This window comes from Oribacterium sp. HCP28S3_H8 (assembly GCF_052064775.1).
In the GTDB taxonomy this organism is placed as follows: domain Bacteria; phylum Bacillota; class Clostridia; order Lachnospirales; family Lachnospiraceae; genus Oribacterium.
Genome location: NZ_JBQHUZ010000003.1, coordinates 145,668 through 160,427, shown reverse-complemented (window position 1 = coordinate 160,427; position 14,760 = coordinate 145,668). Strand labels below are relative to the sequence as shown.

The window sequence follows — 14,760 nt, the reverse complement described above, 5'->3', positions numbered from 1 at the left end:
CTTTGACATGACACTGCAGCAACTGAAATATGTGGTAACGGTCGCGGAGCTTGGCAACATCACGGAGGCTGCGCACCGGCTCTTTGTTTCCCAGCCGAGTATCACCAACGCCATCCGGGATCTGGAAAAAGAGATGCAGATCACCATCTTCACGAGGACCAACAAGGGCGTGATCGTATCCACAGAGGGGGAAATCTTCCTCGGATATGCCAGGCAGGTGCTGGAGCAGGCGGATCTCCTGGAGGAGAAATTTAAGGGAGCGGAGGAGCAGAGTCCGCATTTCGCGGTATCCTGTCAGCATTATTCATTCGCAGTGAATGCCTTTGTCGATGTCATCCGCCGTTTCCCGGCTTATCAGTACGATTTTACCCTGCGGGAGACAGAAACCCATGAAATTATTGACGATGTGGCGCGTCTCCGGAGTGAGATCGGGATTCTGTACCTAAGCTCGAGAAACCATGAGGTCATCAGCAAGATCATCAAGGCAAATGACCTTGTGTTTCGTGAGCTCTTTACCGCATCTCCGCACGTCTTCATCAGCGCTGCCCATCCGCTGGCAGACCGGACCGCGGTGACGCTTCAGGACCTCGAGGACTATCCCTATCTCTCCTATGAGCAGGGCGAATACAACTCGTTCTATTTTTCCGAGGAGATCCTGAGTACGCTGGACCGCCGCAAGAACATCCGGGTGAGAGACCGCGCAACACTTTTTAATCTCGTCATCGGACTTCAGGGCTATACCGTCTGCTCCGGAGTGATTTCCCATGAGCTGAACGGTGAGCAGATCATCGCAAAGCCGCTGAAGGTGGATGAATATATGAAAATCGGAACGATCACAAGACGCGGCATGCAGCTTAGCCGTTACGGACAGGCGTACATGGAGGCACTCAAGGATCATGTGTCCGAGGAGCAGTAAAAATGGGTTTGAAATAGCCAATAACTATTTCAAACCCTTATTTTTATGTATTTTTCACAATTTCCTCCATTTGCTATACTGCAACATGTCGGGAGAGCTATGAAGCTTAAGAAAGCTTGATAGATTTAATGATAGACTTAGACTTGATAAAAATGCTTTATAGTGACTATCAAGACTTTTGTCACCGGCAGGTTGAAACGATCTTTTTAAGTTGGTGCATTCTGAAAATACAAAGTATATTGCATAGAACCAGGAGGAAAAACATGAGCATTCACGCACCCTATCGTTACGATATTGTCGGCAGTTTCTTGCGTCCGGAATATTTAAGACATGCAAGAGCAGAGTTTGAAGCAGGTAGATTATCTCATGAAGCCCTGAAGGAGGTGGAAGATCGTGCCATTACCGATCTTGTAAATAAAGAAAAAGCTGCAGGACTACATATTATTACAGATGGTGAGTTCCGGAGACTCACCTGGCATCTGGATTTTATGTGGGGATTCCAGGGTGTAAAGAGAGTACACAACGATGAGGGTAACACCAGCTTTCATGGGGAAGCAGCCGCGATTGATGATGTTACCCTGGAGGGAAAGGTTCGGAATGAGAAGCATCCTTTTGTAGAGCATTTCCGTTTCCTTAAGCAGTTTGAGGATGCAGAGACCGTCGCCAAGCTGACGATCCCGGCGCCGGGTCAGTTCTACGCTCTTTTTACCGGGCGGCAGGAATTAAAGCATACCCTCACGATTTATGAGACAACGGAAGCATTCGCACAGGATGTCGTAGATGCGTATAAGGATTTCATCGGAGAGGTTTATGCGGCTGGATGCCGGAATTTACAGTTGGATGACTGCACCTGGGGCGGATTTGTAAATCCTAAGATGGCAGAAGTGCTGTCAGGGCTTTCAGTCGCAGAGCAGCCGAAATACATGGAGACGCTCGTGGATATCAATAACCGGGTCATTGCCGGGAAGCCGGAGGATCTGACGATCACAACGCATGCATGCCGGGGCAATTATCATTCGACCTTTTTCTCCAGCGGTCCATATGACAATGTGGCGGTTCCGTTGTTTGCACATGAAAATGTGGATGCGTATTATCTTGAGTTTGATGATGCGCGCTCCGGAGGCTTTGCTCCACTTAAGCATGTGTCCGGCGACAAGAAAGTGGTGCTAGGACTGATTACCACAAAACGTCCGGAGCTGGAAAATAAAGATGAAGTGATTGCAAGGATCCATGAAGCGGCAAAGTATGTTCCGCTGGACCGCCTTTATCTCTCACCGCAGTGCGGCTTTGCTTCCTGCGAGATCGGTAACAAGCTGACGGAGGAAGAGCAGTGGGCCAAGGTCAAGCTGGTGAAGGAGATTGCCGAGGAAGTCTGGGGCAAGCAGTAAGAGCGGCGTAGTAGAATCGTTTCAACCCTGGCTTTGGATTATTTGCCACAAAACTGGAGTCAAACCAGGAGTCACAATACGGTTTTCTGTCTATATCAATAAATCTGGCAAACGTACCCGAATTTTAGGTTCCTATTCGGGTACGTTTGCTTATTATTTTTCTATAGGCTGAACATAATATAGACCGAATATAGACCGAACAAAAATTATGAGGATAGACATATTTCCGGAATAGTAGTAAGGTAGAACATAATCAGGAGGAATACTACGATGGACAGACTTTCATTGGACGACGCAAAACGTTTAAATGATACGATGGTAACGGAGGAGCATCTCAAGCTTCATGCGGCGAATGTGTCCGCCTGCATGGAAGCATTCGCGGAGCATTTTGGAGAGGACCCGGAGCATTGGGCTGCGGTGGGGTATCTACATGACTATGATTATGAGAAATATCCGGAGGAGCACCTTAAGCATACGGAAGAACCGCTTCGTATGGCGGGTGTACCGGAGGAGGATATCCGGGCGATTCTTGCCCATGGCTATTCCATTGTGAATGATGTGAAGCCGGAAACGAACATGGAAAAGTGCCTATTTACTGTGGATGAGCTGTCGGGAATTATCCAGGCGGCAGCGAGAATGCGTCCGAACGGAATTGTGGACATGGACCTAAAGAGCTTTATGAAAAAGTGGAAAAATCAGAAATTCGCAGCAAAGTGCAATCGCCCGCTGATTCTTGAAGGCTGTGAAATGCTGGGGATGAGCATTGAGGATGTTTCGGCGATTTGCATTGCCGGGATGAAAAAGCATGCGGCTGAGCTTCACCTGGCAGGAGTGGAAGAGTAATGCTTTCAATTATATTTTTCTAATTTTTGACTAAGAGTTTGAACGCATAAATAAAAATCCTTCTGAGAGATATTCTGCAGAAGGATTTTTTATCTATCTATTTAATTCTATAATTTTTTAAGACTTCACGATTAATGTCCAATCCAGTTCCCGGAACCGGATTCGGGCTAACTGTTCCATCAGAATTTAATTTAACTGGATTTTTCCAGGCTTCATAAATTTTAGCATCGTACTGAGGAGGGTAGAACTCGGCAATACGAACATTCGGAAGTGCACAGTCAAGAATAACATGTACTTGCTGCTGACCGTGTGGACTGAGGACTAATCCATTTGCGTCTGCCATGGATGCAATTTTTATAAGTTCTGTAATGCCACCGAGACACTCTGCATCTGGGTTCAGATAGCTGATGGATTGAGTATTAATCAAATCTCTGTACCCAAAACGGGTGGATTCATTTTCACCACAGGCGATTGGAATACAGGTTTTTGCTGCGATCTTTCTGTATCCATCATAATCATCCTGCGATACTGGCTCTTCAAACCAAAAGAGATCATATTCCTCAGCTCTTTTTGCAAATTCAATTGCGTCAAAGAATTTATAAGCGCAGTTGGCATCTACCATAAGCTTGATATCCGGTCCAATGACTTCACGTACCGCCTTTACTCTGGCAATGTCTTCTTTAATGGAGAGGGCACCAACTTTCATTTTGACTGCCTTGGCTCCCCAACTTAAGTACTGTTCCATCTCTTTCTGGAGTTCGGGAATGCCCTTATCAGGTCCATAATAACCACCGGCAATATAATAAGGAATGCTTTCTCGTGCACCTCCAAGGAGCTTGTAGAGTGGAACACCACAAATCTTAGATTTAATGTCCCAAAGTGCGATGTCTATAGCGGAAATTGTCCAAAGGGAATTTCCCTTTCTGCCAAGAAATTTTGGTACATACATTTTTTCCCAAAGCTTTTCATGATTTAATGGATCTTCGCCAATAATGGTTTGTCCAATCCGTTCTGCAAAGCTGATATCCCAACTGCAACCGTAACCTGTAATACCTTCATCGGTTTCAATCACTAATAGATTTAGTTCGTTATCTGTATAGATATGTTTACCGTTTGCGATTGGCTTTTCCTTAGGCCATTTATACTTTTCTACATATACTTTAGTAATTTTCATTATAGTAATAATCCTCTTTTCTACATTGATTCAGTGATTAATCATTGTCAAAATATTGGTAAAGCAGTCATGGTAAAGAAAATATAGATGATGGCAAAAAGTGCGGAGGGGATGATACTCTGCTTAACAAGCGACTTGATATCATATCCACCGGCGCCCATCATAATTGGCACGGCACTGGTTGCCATAGGGGTCATGTATGCAGTTAAACCGGCTGCGGTAATTAATACAAGGAGACCGGTTGGGTCTGCACCAATAGACTGGCAAGTAAGTATAACAATTGGTGAGAATATATTGATAATTGCCTGATTCTGCATAAACTGTGTAAGTATAAAAGGAATAATAAAGAAAATTGCACCGAGAAGATATGGATTTTTTACATTTCCAACTGCAGAAGCAAGAAAATCTCCTATGACTTGTCCTGCACCAGTAGCAGTCAATGCACCTGCCATGGTCAGTGCACCTGCCAACATGCAAGCAAGATCAACAGGTATCGCCTGTATTGCTTCCTTTTTAGTCAATGTTCCAAGAATTACATCCAGAACAGCACCAAGCATTGCTGCTTGCCATGCATTAATACCAATATTTCTGCCAAAGAAGATTAATAAAATGACCAGGATAAAGATCCAGACACCTGACCAGTCTGAAAATTTATTCAAGGGTTCCTTTTCGCCTGCCTGGTAGTTTTCCATACTGATTGGAACTGGTGATTTTTCCGGTGCTATTTTAATTCCAAGTGTAATTGCCCAAATTGGAATAATAAAAAGGAATGGCCAGCGTCCAAGTGTAAAATTAATAGGATTGAACTCTTTTCCGACCTTATATGTTTCATAGAGACCCTGATTAATACCGGCTTGGGAAATTGCAGCACCAAAAGGAAGAATACAGCAGCATCCAACACAGCAAACCCCTAATGGAAACATCACTTTAGAAGGATTGACGTGGTAATCTTTGCAGGCTTGTGCCGCAAGAGGAAATACAATGCAGAATACTGCTCCTGGACTTGTCATCAAATTTGTCAAAATGATTGCAAGAATCATGTAAACCAAAATTGTTTTTTTAAAGGAATTACCGGTAAGCTTGCATATACTTTGAGAAAATTTATCAATCAGACTGGTTCGACTTAAACCAGCCGAGACAACAAACATCGAAACAGTCATAATCAGATTTTTATCGCCAAAGTAACTTAAAACATCTTTGGCAGATAAACACCCGGTTGCGCTGATAGCGAGCATGGTAAGTAAACCGACAACACCCATTGGCCATTTATTAAGTGCATATAAAACTAGAGATAATGCGAAAATAATAATACAAATTGTTAACTGAGACATTTTTTTCTCCTTATTGATCACAAACTGATCCATCCAAGTTCAGGCGTGCATTGACGTCATGTGGACGAAATGGAAATTTTTCTTCAACACCATCAATTAGTTCAATACCAAGTCCTGGCTTTTCCGGAATTTCCAAATACCCATCTTTAAATACCGGAATTTCATTCACCATATCTACCTGGCGCAGGGTAACCCCAGAATTTGTAAGATTGTCGGCAGTAGATGCTTTATATGGATCTGGATATTCACAGATCGCAATGTTTTCAACAGCTGCGGCTAATTGTAATACAGCATTTGTTGTTACAGGGCTTAACGGATTATGCGGAACAAGATTTATGTGATGAGCTTCTGCGAGATGCGCAATTTTAATGGCTCCGGTGAAACCACCACAAACGCCAATAGAAGCACGAACATAACTGCAGGCTTCTTTTTCAATTAACATTGCAAAATCATAAAAACTGGTAATTCTTTCGCCAGTTGCAATTGGAATGTTGGAATGAAGAGCTACGTGTGCCATTTCATCATAATTATCTGGGCGGATTGGATCTTCCAGGAACATCGGATTATATTTCTCCAGATTGTGACTCAGCTGAATTGCGAGTCCTGGATCCAGACGACGATGCAACTCGAGGCAAAGATCGATATCCTCACCTACTGCTTCTCTGACTTTAGCAACTCTTTTTTCTGCTTTATAGAGGAGCTGAGTTGGATTGTCATGAAATGGAAGTTCTCTTGGCTCATCGAGATAAGGATTTAGATGTCCTAATGCTGTAAACCCTTCTTCTTTCCCTTTAACTGCATTTTTAAGAAGCATTTCTTCCGTCTGGCCTGCGGTATGATTGTAAACGCGGACTTTATCTCTACATTTTCCACCAAGCAAACGGTAAATTGGAACACCAAAATATTTACCAGCTATATCATACAATGCTTCATCTACGGCAGAAATAGCAGCCATAACAACAGCTCCACGAAAGTGTCCAAATCGTTGCAGATATTGCCAGTGATGTTCTATATCCAATGGGTTTTTTCCGATAAGGTAACATCTGAAGGTTTCAATTGCAGTTGCACTTGCGGCGAGAAACCCCCATGCGCCAGCTTCTCCAATTCCATGGATGCCTTCATCTGTGTCAATTCGAACAAATACACATCGATTTGCCTTGATGACCTTTACCTCTGTGATTTTCATGTGTACTCCTTTTTATAGTCAGTTTTATTTTTATAATTTTAAAAATTACTTCCGAAATTTCAGATCTGATGAAATGATAGCAAGAAAATATGATAAAATAAAATTGATTATTATAGATAAATCAATAAGATATACCTTATGGGAAATGAAGTGATTCATAGGATTAAAAACAATTTTGAGGGATAGTTTAGATGGATTTAAACAAATTTAATTATCTAAAAATGTTAATGGAAGAGCAGAATGTGACTAAGGCTGCGAAACGTCTCTATATTTCACAACCGGCATTGACGGATTATCTTAATCATTTGGAAGAAGATCTTGGATTTCATGTTTTTAATAGAAAGTCTAATCCAGTTAAAATCACTCGAGAGGGGAGAAAGTATATAGAAAAAATGGATCAGCTTTTATCAGAAGAGCAGGTCTTAATTGATCAATGTCGTAAAGAGGCAATGCAGAAATCAGAATTCAGTTATGGAATTGGACAGATTAGCTCGGAAATTAATACACCTTATTTAGTAAAAGAACTGTTAAATTTACATCCTTTTCTCAATATTAACGTTCATGAAAATACAGAAAAGAATATCATGAAGGAGTTAAAGCAAGATAAAATCGATGTAATGTTTGGACATATAAATTTGGATACTGTAAACTATGTATTTGAGGAACTTGGAGAGCAAAAGCTGATCTTGATGATTCCGGAAAACTTACTGGATCCGTATGCGTTCTATCCTGAAAATAAGACAATACATTCCGCTTCAAAAAATCATCCTCAAAAACTTCTTTTCGCAAATACAGATGTACAACATCCAATTGAAATAACACCAGGGCTTTTATCAAATATGCCAATCATTGAACCGGCACGTTCTCAGGGATTTTACCTGAGTTTAAAGACATTGATTTCTAATTATCATGTTCATCCAATTCGAACGATAAGAACAGCAAACATGCGTTCTGCAATTTCTATGGTGAAGTCTGGCATTGGATATATGTATGCTTCTCCGGATCTTCTTTCTTTAGATCAAGATGAACCTACTCAAAAAATTATATTTGCAACATTACCAAGACTTACCATGAGTCGAAAATATTATGCTATCTATAAGAATGATAACCCAAATATCACATATATAAGAGAGGCAATCAAGATAATGAAAGAAAGAAATATTTTTGCATATAAATCTTACTGAAGTCTAGGCAGATAAAATTAAAATTATCATGATGGATACAACTTGTATCTCCGGATGAAAAAGTATAAAGAATCTCATCTCCGGTTCCTTCACGATTTCACGATACCGACAACAAACAATGCCGCTGAGCGGTATCTGAGAAACTATAAAAGAAAGCAGAAGCAGGCTATATCGTTCAGAAGTTTCGCATCTATTGAAGACCTCTGTGACGGAAAAAGCATGCTTATTAAGATACGAAAAACAGATGGAGCCAATGTGTTCCAGGAAGTCGCATGTAGATTTGACTCATAATTACAAAAAAGACCGATTCGCATCAGCTGAAGTCAGTTTAGCGGATTGGTCTTTATTACGCAAGGTTATGTGCGAACAGTAACGTAGATCACTAAAAGTGCGGTCATATGACCGCACTTTTCTTGACATAAGGATACTCATGCGTATAATATAATTATATGGAGGTAACCGCGCGAGTAAGCAAGCCAACACGTCAGAAATTGCCGCGTTCCTTGCGCGGGTGAAAAAATTAGTGTCTGCAGGGAAATATGATTTTGTTCCGAGAAGGAAGAACATGCAATCTTTAGCACAACATGGTCTCACACCAATTGATGCAAAGAATGAAATTATAGGTCTTGTGGTTAGAGATTATTACAAAGGTCCCAAGCAAGATTTTGATCTTAAACGTCCAGGAGATATTTGGGAGTTTAAGAAAAATGTGGATACTGTGCAGTTTTATATAAAAATAAAAATTGTGCAGGAAAATGGTGTGGATATTGTAAAATGCCTTGGATTCCACGAAGATGAATTTGCATAGGAACGGAGGTGGCTTTAATGAGAAAATTCTGTGAAGAATGTGGCAAAGAAGTAGAAACTAAAGTCATCAACAAAAAAGAAACATACAATGTATGCGGCGAACCTATCGAGGTTGATGCACAGGTGTTGGTATGCGCTGAGTGTGGGGAAGAGTTCTATTCTGAGGAGTTGGACAATGCTACTTTGCTAAGTGCATATAACGAATATCGGCGAAGACATAAACTTCTTTTTCCTGAAGATATCAAAAAAATAAGGGAACAATATGGTTTAAGCCAAAGAGCGTTTTCCAGATTATTAAATTGGGGAGATAAGACCATATGCAGATATGAAAATGGATCGATTCAGGATAAGGCGCATAATAGTTTGTTGCTATTTTTGCGTGTGCCTGAGAATATGGAAATATATTTGATGGAAAATGAAGTAGTGCTGAGCAGGAAACAAAGGGACAAACTGCTGGAGACTATTGATCGGTTGGAATTCGATCAAGCGCATCAGGTTGAACGAAAATACCTGAATCTTTTTTTTGCAAGGATTCCCTGCGAAGAAAATGGATACAGAACTTTTGATTATGATAAGTTTTGCGCCATGGTTCTATTTTTCGCTCATAAAAGTACGGAGCTACTGAAAACAAAGCTAATGAAGCTTTTGAACTATTCTGATATGGTTTTTTATAAAGAAAATGGAATATCAATATCAGGAGCAAGATATGCGCATTTGCCGTATGGACCTGTTCCAGAGAATTATGACATTCTTTTTGGCGCTATGGCGGCGGACCATATCGCTCATATTGAAGTTGTTTATGACAATGGATATGAGAAACATCAGGTGATTGCTGAAGAGGATGTACCCAATGGCATTCTTTCAGAGGATGAGGTAGCAGTGCTAAATCGAGTATATAATAAATTTGCAAGATTTGGATCCGTAGAGATCTCAAATTATTCGCACAATGAAAAAGGGTATTATCAAACTAAACCCGGAGAAATTATTTCATATGCATACGCAAAGGATATACAATTTGATTAAAAAATCGGCAGCTTTCAGAGTGAGGGGCGGTTGCATCGGTATGTGATATGCTCAATGTGTGACCTTCATCTATTGATGCGGCAGCCTCTTTACATATGGGCTCTATCTTTATACAAAGCTGGAAATTACATAGATCAAAAAAGAGGAAGATTACTTATGGCAACAATAACTTTACGAACAGACGAAAGACTGAAGAAAGAAGCACAATCCGTGTCTTTATCTATTTGAAATAGAAGTAAACAGGCAGATATATGCGCCCATATCTCCAATCCGCTTCCGTAGATACGGATCCTTACTCGTATCTCCGAGCAGTTCTCTCCAGGAGGTGTCTTTCCCCATCTTATCCAGATACCGTTCCAAAATTTGAAACTGTCTGATCAGACTGTCATGGCAGGAGGTCCGGCTTGCGTCACGCTCCAATTTTTCTTCCCGGCTGAGACCGCTCCATTCACATCGGATCTTTGTATAATCCATTGCCTTAACAAGGAGATCATTCCAAAGCTCCAGGGCGTCCGGATCATCATCCTTAAGAACCGCCGCATGGATTTTGTCATAAATTTCCTCGGCTTCCAGCAAAGATAAGGCTGTGCTTTCTTTTAAATATTCCTGATAAACCATAATTTGTTCTATCTTCCCGCTTTTATTTCAACTACATACTTGCATCTAAGTGTTTTCTTAATTATACAGATGTTAATAGCTTACGTCTCTCGCATAGGAATGTCAATGAGCCTTGTAGTAAGCATGGTAGTAAGCATTGTTAAGATTTCTGTTACTTGCATTGCCCTTGGTGGAACGATAAGATAAAATCATATTATTGACATTAAAGTTAGGCAGGAACATACAGCATGCAGAAATATTTTAAGAGACAAGATAGAAGCCTTAAGCGGCTCAAAGCATCGGTCATGGCGCTTGCAATGGCGGGCATGACGATATTTGGAAACGGTACCTGGATGCCCGGTGCAAACCTTTCACAGGTATATGCCTCGGAAAATCTACTGGATATTTCGGAGTATGGACCGGCAGGAGGGCAGAGTCCCGCCGCCAATGGTATGATTATAGCTCCGGCGGGCACATCCACAACAGAAGCATCTGCAAATGCAAACGCCGGAACAGCTTCATCCTCCGGTACTTCCTCTGTTGTGATTGCGGCAGCTCCGTCTATTTCCACTACTTCCGTAGCTGCATCCTCCACACAGGAGACATCTGCTGCGACCCCGGTCATGACCGCATCTCAAGCGTCTTCACTCGTCGCCAGTAGTGTAAATCTTGCCACCATGGCTTCGGATGGCAGCACAGCATCGCTTGGAGATACTGTAAACAGTGATTATGCTGTCCTGTATGATCTTGACCGGCATCGCATCGTTGCAGAAAAGAACTCATCCAGTGTGATCTACCCCGCATCCATGACCAAGATCATGACCTTGCTGGTGGCAGTGGAGCATATCTCAAATCTTGATGACAAGGTGACGATCACGCAGGACATTGTGGATTACATCTATAAGCATGACGCCTCTAATTGTGGGTTTGCGGCGGGAGAACAGGTGACTGTCCGGGATCTTTTGTACGGTGTAATTCTGCCTTCCGGTGCGGATGCGGTCATGGCTTTGTCCCGGTATGTTGCCGGAGGTGATGATGCTTTTGTGGCACTCATGAATCAAAAGGCTAAAGATCTGGGACTTTCTGCTAATGCGCATTTTGTCAATGCAACAGGTCTTTACCACAAGGATCACCATCTTACCGTACGTGATATGGCGGAGATCCTCAATGCTGCTATGGCGAATCCTACGGCGCGCACGATTCTCACAACACCCTCGTATCGGATGACCGCGACAAAGCAGCATCCGTCCGGACTCAGCTTCTCCAATCTGTTTTTAAGCAGAATTTCCGGGCAGGATAAAAACGGCGTGAGTGTCATGGCAGCAAAGACCGGCTATATCAGCCAGTCGATGTACTGTGCTGCAAGCTATGCGGTATCTGCAAATGGCAGACATTATATTGCGGTGACCGGACATGCGGATAGTGCCTGGGCGGCAGTATATGATCATGCAAGGATGTATAAGAATTATACGGATAAATAAAAGATTGATCATAGATGAATCATAGATCAATAGCATATTGATATGAGATCAAAAGTAAATCAATGGTAGATCAATAAGAGATGAATCATAGAACAATAGAGATCAATCGTAAATAAACAGCGGATGGATGCTGCAAACACAGTTAATTATATAGGATACATCTAAAGAGGGTATGTATGTCAGATATACTGGATGCACTGAATCAGCCGGGCATGCTGATGATCCCGGAGGATCATGGAGATCCTTTACAGTTTCGGATTGAGCAGGATATCAAGCTTGGCTCCGGACAGAGAGTTCTTAAACGGGAGGCTAAAATCGTCCTTAAAAAGCATCTGCTCGCCAAGGATCAGGGGCTTTTTACACATTACCTTGGATACTGGCATTATAAAAATCTAACCTCCAGGAATCTTACGACGGTGAATGCTGTGCCGCTTCCTGAGGGGAAGGACATAGAGCTCTCGGATGGAGATGTCATCCGGATCGTGAGAAACAGCGACCATATGGTCATGCTGTTTCTGGAAAAGCATCTTGAAAAAATGGTCTGGAAAACGGTTCCGTTGGATTCGACGAAGGAGAGCATTACGATTTATGGCTTCCAGGGGAAGGGCTGTATAGACAGTGACTTCAAAAATTCTGATGCAGTTTCAGGGCTTTCTAAGCTGGCATCAGGCATGGCGCACGTTGAACTTCGCAGGTCTGGTATGTCCTGGAGTATCGCAACGGATCCGGAGAATCAAGAAATTAGCGATACAAGCAATGATTCAAGCAATGATTTAAAAGGTGATTCAATAGGCAATTCTGGAGGTGATTTGCAGAGTGGCTCTGCAAGGGGAGCGGTTTATGTCAACAGAGCGCAGGTCTCCGGCAGCCGGACACTTATGGATGATGATCTTATCGACATCGGCGGGAGTCTGTTTTTGTATCATAAGCATTCGCTCCTATATAACCATGCGGATTATGTGAGAAATGAGCTTACAATCCATATCCGGGAACGGGCAGTGCACAACCTGCTTCGGAAAAAGGTACTGCTTAAGGACATCAATTTAACCCTGCGTCCGGGGAAGCTTGTGCTGATTCTAGGCGGGTCCGGAGCGGGTAAGACCACATTTATCAATGCGGTGACCGGCTATGAAAATGCTAAAGCGGAAATTCGTCTCGGAGATGTGGATCTGTATCGGAATTATCATAAAATAAAGCACGAAATCGGCATGGTGCCTCAGCAGGTACTGCTCCGGGGTGAGGACACGGTTCGGATGACACTTATGAATGCAGCCGAAATGCGGATGCCAGAGGATGCCACGGCGCTTGAACGGGAACGTAGAGTCAATGAGATTCTCTCGCTTTTTGGACTAGAGAGCGTTGAAAAGGAGCTTGTCGAGAAGCTCTCCGGTGGACAGCGGAAGCGGCTATCGATCGGAGTGGAATTTACGGCAGACCCCTTGCTTTTTGTGCTGGATGAGCCGGATTCGGGACTGGATGGAGTGATGGCACGGGATCTCATGGAACAGCTCCGTAAGATTGCGGATCAGCATAAAATTGTGATGGTGATTACACATACGCCGGACCGAGTCATAGATCTGTTTGATCAGGTCATTGTACTCGCTAAAGACAAGGATCATATCGGACGGCTGGCATTTTACGGATCAATCGCGGAGGCACGGAGCTTCTTTGAGAGAGATACCATGGAGGAAATTGTGCTGGAGGTCAATCCGGTTCAGGAAGGTGGAGAGGGTCGCGCTGACTATTTTATAGAAAAATATAAATCCATGCAAAAAAACGGTTATACAAGTTCAACTTAATTTACATCTGTGAGATACAAAAGAAGATATAAAAGAAGAGAAAAAAGAAGAGAAGCAAAGGAGTGAAGTATGGCTGTGATGGAAAATGTCAATCGACCTGAGCGGATCGGGCGGCTTGGTCAGGTCAAAGTCTACCTTGGCAAGCTGTTTCGGATCTTTATCTTTGAGAGAGACTGGAAGGTGCTGCCAATGTCTGCAGCCATATCTCTTATGGTTGCTTACGTGGTGGGAAACTCCATGCTTGTCAATATGGAAGGGACCTTAACCGGAGCCTTTGCCTTTGTCTGCGTCTGTATCTGGAACGGCTTTTTTAATTCCATTCAGGTGGTCTGCCGGGAGCGTGCGATCATAAAGAGGGAGCACCGCGCGGGACTGTTTATCAGCGCATATATCATGGCACACATGCTTTATCAGGCAGTGATCTGTCTTCTGCAGGTAGTGATTGCCATGACAATCTACCGGCTGTGTGGTATTGCATTTCCCGAGCATGGTATTTTTCTGCCCTTTGGCATGCTGGAATTCGGCTTTACGCTCTGGCTCATTACCTATACTGCTGACATGCTGGCACTCATGATATCCTGCATTGTGCATAGTACAACAACGGCAATGACTGTGATGCCGTTCCTGCTCATCCTTCAGCTGATTTTTGCGGGAGTAATTTTCCCTATGGAAGCCGGGACCCCGGTGGGCTGCGTTTCCAAACTGACGATCTCAAAATGGGGAACCAATGTGATCTGCGCAGAGAGCAGATACAACAGTCAGGTTTCCAAGTCTCTCTTTGGGGCTCTCTGGCAGTTTCGGGATGTACCGGAAATCGGTAAGATCATTGACTATATTAATAAGGAGGACCTCCGCATGGATATTGACCGCTGGGCGGGCAGTAAGCAGATGGTGCCGGAATATGCCTCCACCAAAACAAATGTGGCAATATGCTGGGGAATCTTGCTGCTTTTTGCATTTGCGTATGCCGAGATCGGAGTTTTGTTTCTCCTGCGGGTCGATAAGGATAAACGCTGAAAAATCAAGCTTGA

General features: G+C 42.9%; 14 protein-coding genes. 10 read left to right on the top strand and 4 right to left on the bottom strand.

The window, feature by feature from the left end; translation table 11 throughout:
* The first annotated feature begins 7 nt into the window (after positions 1–7).
* From ACTNEN_RS04975 to ACTNEN_RS04965, 3 genes are all read left to right on the top strand, one after another.
* Positions 8–916: a LysR family transcriptional regulator gene (locus ACTNEN_RS04975; RefSeq protein ID WP_441204941.1), complete on the top strand. Its 909-nt coding sequence runs from the start codon at positions 8–10 to the stop codon at positions 914–916.
* 263 nt (positions 917–1,179) lie between these two features.
* Positions 1,180–2,304, top strand: coding sequence for a 5-methyltetrahydropteroyltriglutamate--homocysteine S-methyltransferase (locus ACTNEN_RS04970; protein ID WP_441204940.1), 1,125 nt, complete (start codon positions 1,180–1,182; stop codon positions 2,302–2,304).
* Positions 2,305–2,574: 270 nt separating this feature from the next.
* Positions 2,575–3,147, top strand: coding sequence for a hypothetical protein (locus tag ACTNEN_RS04965; RefSeq protein ID WP_441204939.1), 573 nt, complete (start codon positions 2,575–2,577; stop codon positions 3,145–3,147).
* A gap of 97 nt (positions 3,148–3,244) precedes the next feature.
* On the opposite strand, the gene ACTNEN_RS04960 is transcribed toward ACTNEN_RS04965, so the two are convergent.
* Genes ACTNEN_RS04960 through ACTNEN_RS04950 form a run of 3 tightly spaced genes read right to left on the bottom strand, consistent with a single transcriptional unit; the run spans position 3,245 to position 6,838 of the window.
* A complete protein-coding gene (locus tag ACTNEN_RS04960) occupies positions 3,245–4,321 on the bottom strand; it encodes a mandelate racemase/muconate lactonizing enzyme family protein (protein ID WP_441204938.1) in 1,077 nt (358 codons plus the stop codon).
* Between the two features lie 47 nt (positions 4,322–4,368).
* Positions 4,369–5,652: an SLC13 family permease gene (locus ACTNEN_RS04955; protein ID WP_441204937.1), complete on the bottom strand. Its 1,284-nt coding sequence runs from the start codon at positions 5,650–5,652 to the stop codon at positions 4,369–4,371.
* Between the two features lie 10 nt (positions 5,653–5,662).
* Complete coding sequence (locus tag ACTNEN_RS04950) at positions 5,663–6,838, bottom strand: mandelate racemase/muconate lactonizing enzyme family protein (protein WP_441204936.1); 1,176 nt, start codon at positions 6,836–6,838, stop codon at positions 5,663–5,665.
* Positions 6,839–7,029: 191 nt separating this feature from the next.
* On the opposite strand from ACTNEN_RS04950, the gene ACTNEN_RS04945 reads away from it, so the two are divergent.
* The 4 genes from ACTNEN_RS04945 (at position 7,030) to ACTNEN_RS04930 (ending at position 9,852) form a co-directional block, all read left to right on the top strand.
* Positions 7,030–8,022: a LysR family transcriptional regulator gene (locus tag ACTNEN_RS04945; protein WP_441204935.1), complete on the top strand. Its 993-nt coding sequence runs from the start codon at positions 7,030–7,032 to the stop codon at positions 8,020–8,022.
* Positions 8,023–8,076: 54 nt separating this feature from the next.
* Positions 8,077–8,313 carry an IS66 family transposase gene (locus tag ACTNEN_RS04940; RefSeq protein WP_441204934.1) on the top strand — a complete coding sequence of 79 codons (237 nt, stop codon included), beginning with the start codon at positions 8,077–8,079 and terminating at the stop codon, positions 8,311–8,313.
* Positions 8,314–8,533: 220 nt separating this feature from the next.
* Positions 8,534–8,830, top strand: coding sequence for a hypothetical protein (locus ACTNEN_RS04935; protein ID WP_441204933.1), 297 nt, complete (start codon positions 8,534–8,536; stop codon positions 8,828–8,830).
* A gap of 17 nt (positions 8,831–8,847) precedes the next feature.
* On the top strand, positions 8,848–9,852 hold the full coding sequence (locus tag ACTNEN_RS04930; protein WP_441204932.1) for a type II TA system antitoxin MqsA family protein: 1,005 nt from the start codon (positions 8,848–8,850) through the stop codon (positions 9,850–9,852).
* Positions 9,853–10,068: 216 nt separating this feature from the next.
* On the opposite strand, the gene ACTNEN_RS04925 is transcribed toward ACTNEN_RS04930, so the two are convergent.
* On the bottom strand, positions 10,069–10,470 hold the full coding sequence (locus tag ACTNEN_RS04925) for a hypothetical protein (RefSeq protein WP_441204931.1): 402 nt from the start codon (positions 10,468–10,470) through the stop codon (positions 10,069–10,071).
* A gap of 227 nt (positions 10,471–10,697) precedes the next feature.
* Here ACTNEN_RS04925 and ACTNEN_RS04920 point away from each other — a divergent pair, with 227 nt between their 5' ends.
* The 3 genes from ACTNEN_RS04920 to ACTNEN_RS04910 all read left to right on the top strand — a co-directional run bounded on the left by ACTNEN_RS04920 (position 10,698) and on the right by ACTNEN_RS04910 (position 14,746).
* Positions 10,698–11,930: a D-alanyl-D-alanine carboxypeptidase family protein gene (locus ACTNEN_RS04920; protein WP_441204930.1), complete on the top strand. Its 1,233-nt coding sequence runs from the start codon at positions 10,698–10,700 to the stop codon at positions 11,928–11,930.
* Between the two features lie 176 nt (positions 11,931–12,106).
* Positions 12,107–13,729 (top strand): ATP-binding cassette domain-containing protein, encoded by a 1,623-nt coding sequence (locus tag ACTNEN_RS04915; RefSeq protein ID WP_441204929.1) that lies wholly within the window; start codon positions 12,107–12,109, stop codon positions 13,727–13,729.
* A 69-nt stretch (positions 13,730–13,798) separates the two neighbouring features.
* Positions 13,799–14,746, top strand: a complete 948-nt coding sequence (locus ACTNEN_RS04910; RefSeq protein ID WP_441204928.1) for an ABC transporter permease — start codon at positions 13,799–13,801, stop codon at positions 14,744–14,746.
* The last annotated feature ends 14 nt before the right edge of the window (positions 14,747–14,760 follow it).

What these genes read in the sequence shown, in the direction of transcription:
- ACTNEN_RS04970 (WP_441204940.1), top strand. Translation starts at nt 1,180, where the DNA reads ATGAGCATTCACGCACCCTATCGTTACGATATTGTCGGCAGTTTCTTG.
- ACTNEN_RS04960 (WP_441204938.1), bottom strand. Translation starts at nt 4,321, where the DNA reads ATGAAAATTACTAAAGTATATGTAGAAAAGTATAAATGGCCTAAGGAA.
- ACTNEN_RS04940 (WP_441204934.1), top strand. Translation starts at nt 8,077, where the DNA reads ATGAAAAAGTATAAAGAATCTCATCTCCGGTTCCTTCACGATTTCACG.
- ACTNEN_RS04925 (WP_441204931.1), bottom strand. Translation starts at nt 10,470, where the DNA reads ATGGTTTATCAGGAATATTTAAAAGAAAGCACAGCCTTATCTTTGCTG.
- ACTNEN_RS04945 (WP_441204935.1), top strand. Translation starts at nt 7,030, where the DNA reads ATGGATTTAAACAAATTTAATTATCTAAAAATGTTAATGGAAGAGCAG.
- ACTNEN_RS04915 (WP_441204929.1), top strand. Translation starts at nt 12,107, where the DNA reads ATGTCAGATATACTGGATGCACTGAATCAGCCGGGCATGCTGATGATC.
- ACTNEN_RS04965 (WP_441204939.1), top strand. Translation starts at nt 2,575, where the DNA reads ATGGACAGACTTTCATTGGACGACGCAAAACGTTTAAATGATACGATG.
- ACTNEN_RS04955 (WP_441204937.1), bottom strand. Translation starts at nt 5,652, where the DNA reads ATGTCTCAGTTAACAATTTGTATTATTATTTTCGCATTATCTCTAGTT.
- ACTNEN_RS04920 (WP_441204930.1), top strand. Translation starts at nt 10,698, where the DNA reads ATGCAGAAATATTTTAAGAGACAAGATAGAAGCCTTAAGCGGCTCAAA.
- ACTNEN_RS04910 (WP_441204928.1), top strand. Translation starts at nt 13,799, where the DNA reads ATGGCTGTGATGGAAAATGTCAATCGACCTGAGCGGATCGGGCGGCTT.
- ACTNEN_RS04975 (WP_441204941.1), top strand. Translation starts at nt 8, where the DNA reads ATGACACTGCAGCAACTGAAATATGTGGTAACGGTCGCGGAGCTTGGC.
- ACTNEN_RS04950 (WP_441204936.1), bottom strand. Translation starts at nt 6,838, where the DNA reads ATGAAAATCACAGAGGTAAAGGTCATCAAGGCAAATCGATGTGTATTT.
- ACTNEN_RS04930 (WP_441204932.1), top strand. Translation starts at nt 8,848, where the DNA reads ATGAGAAAATTCTGTGAAGAATGTGGCAAAGAAGTAGAAACTAAAGTC.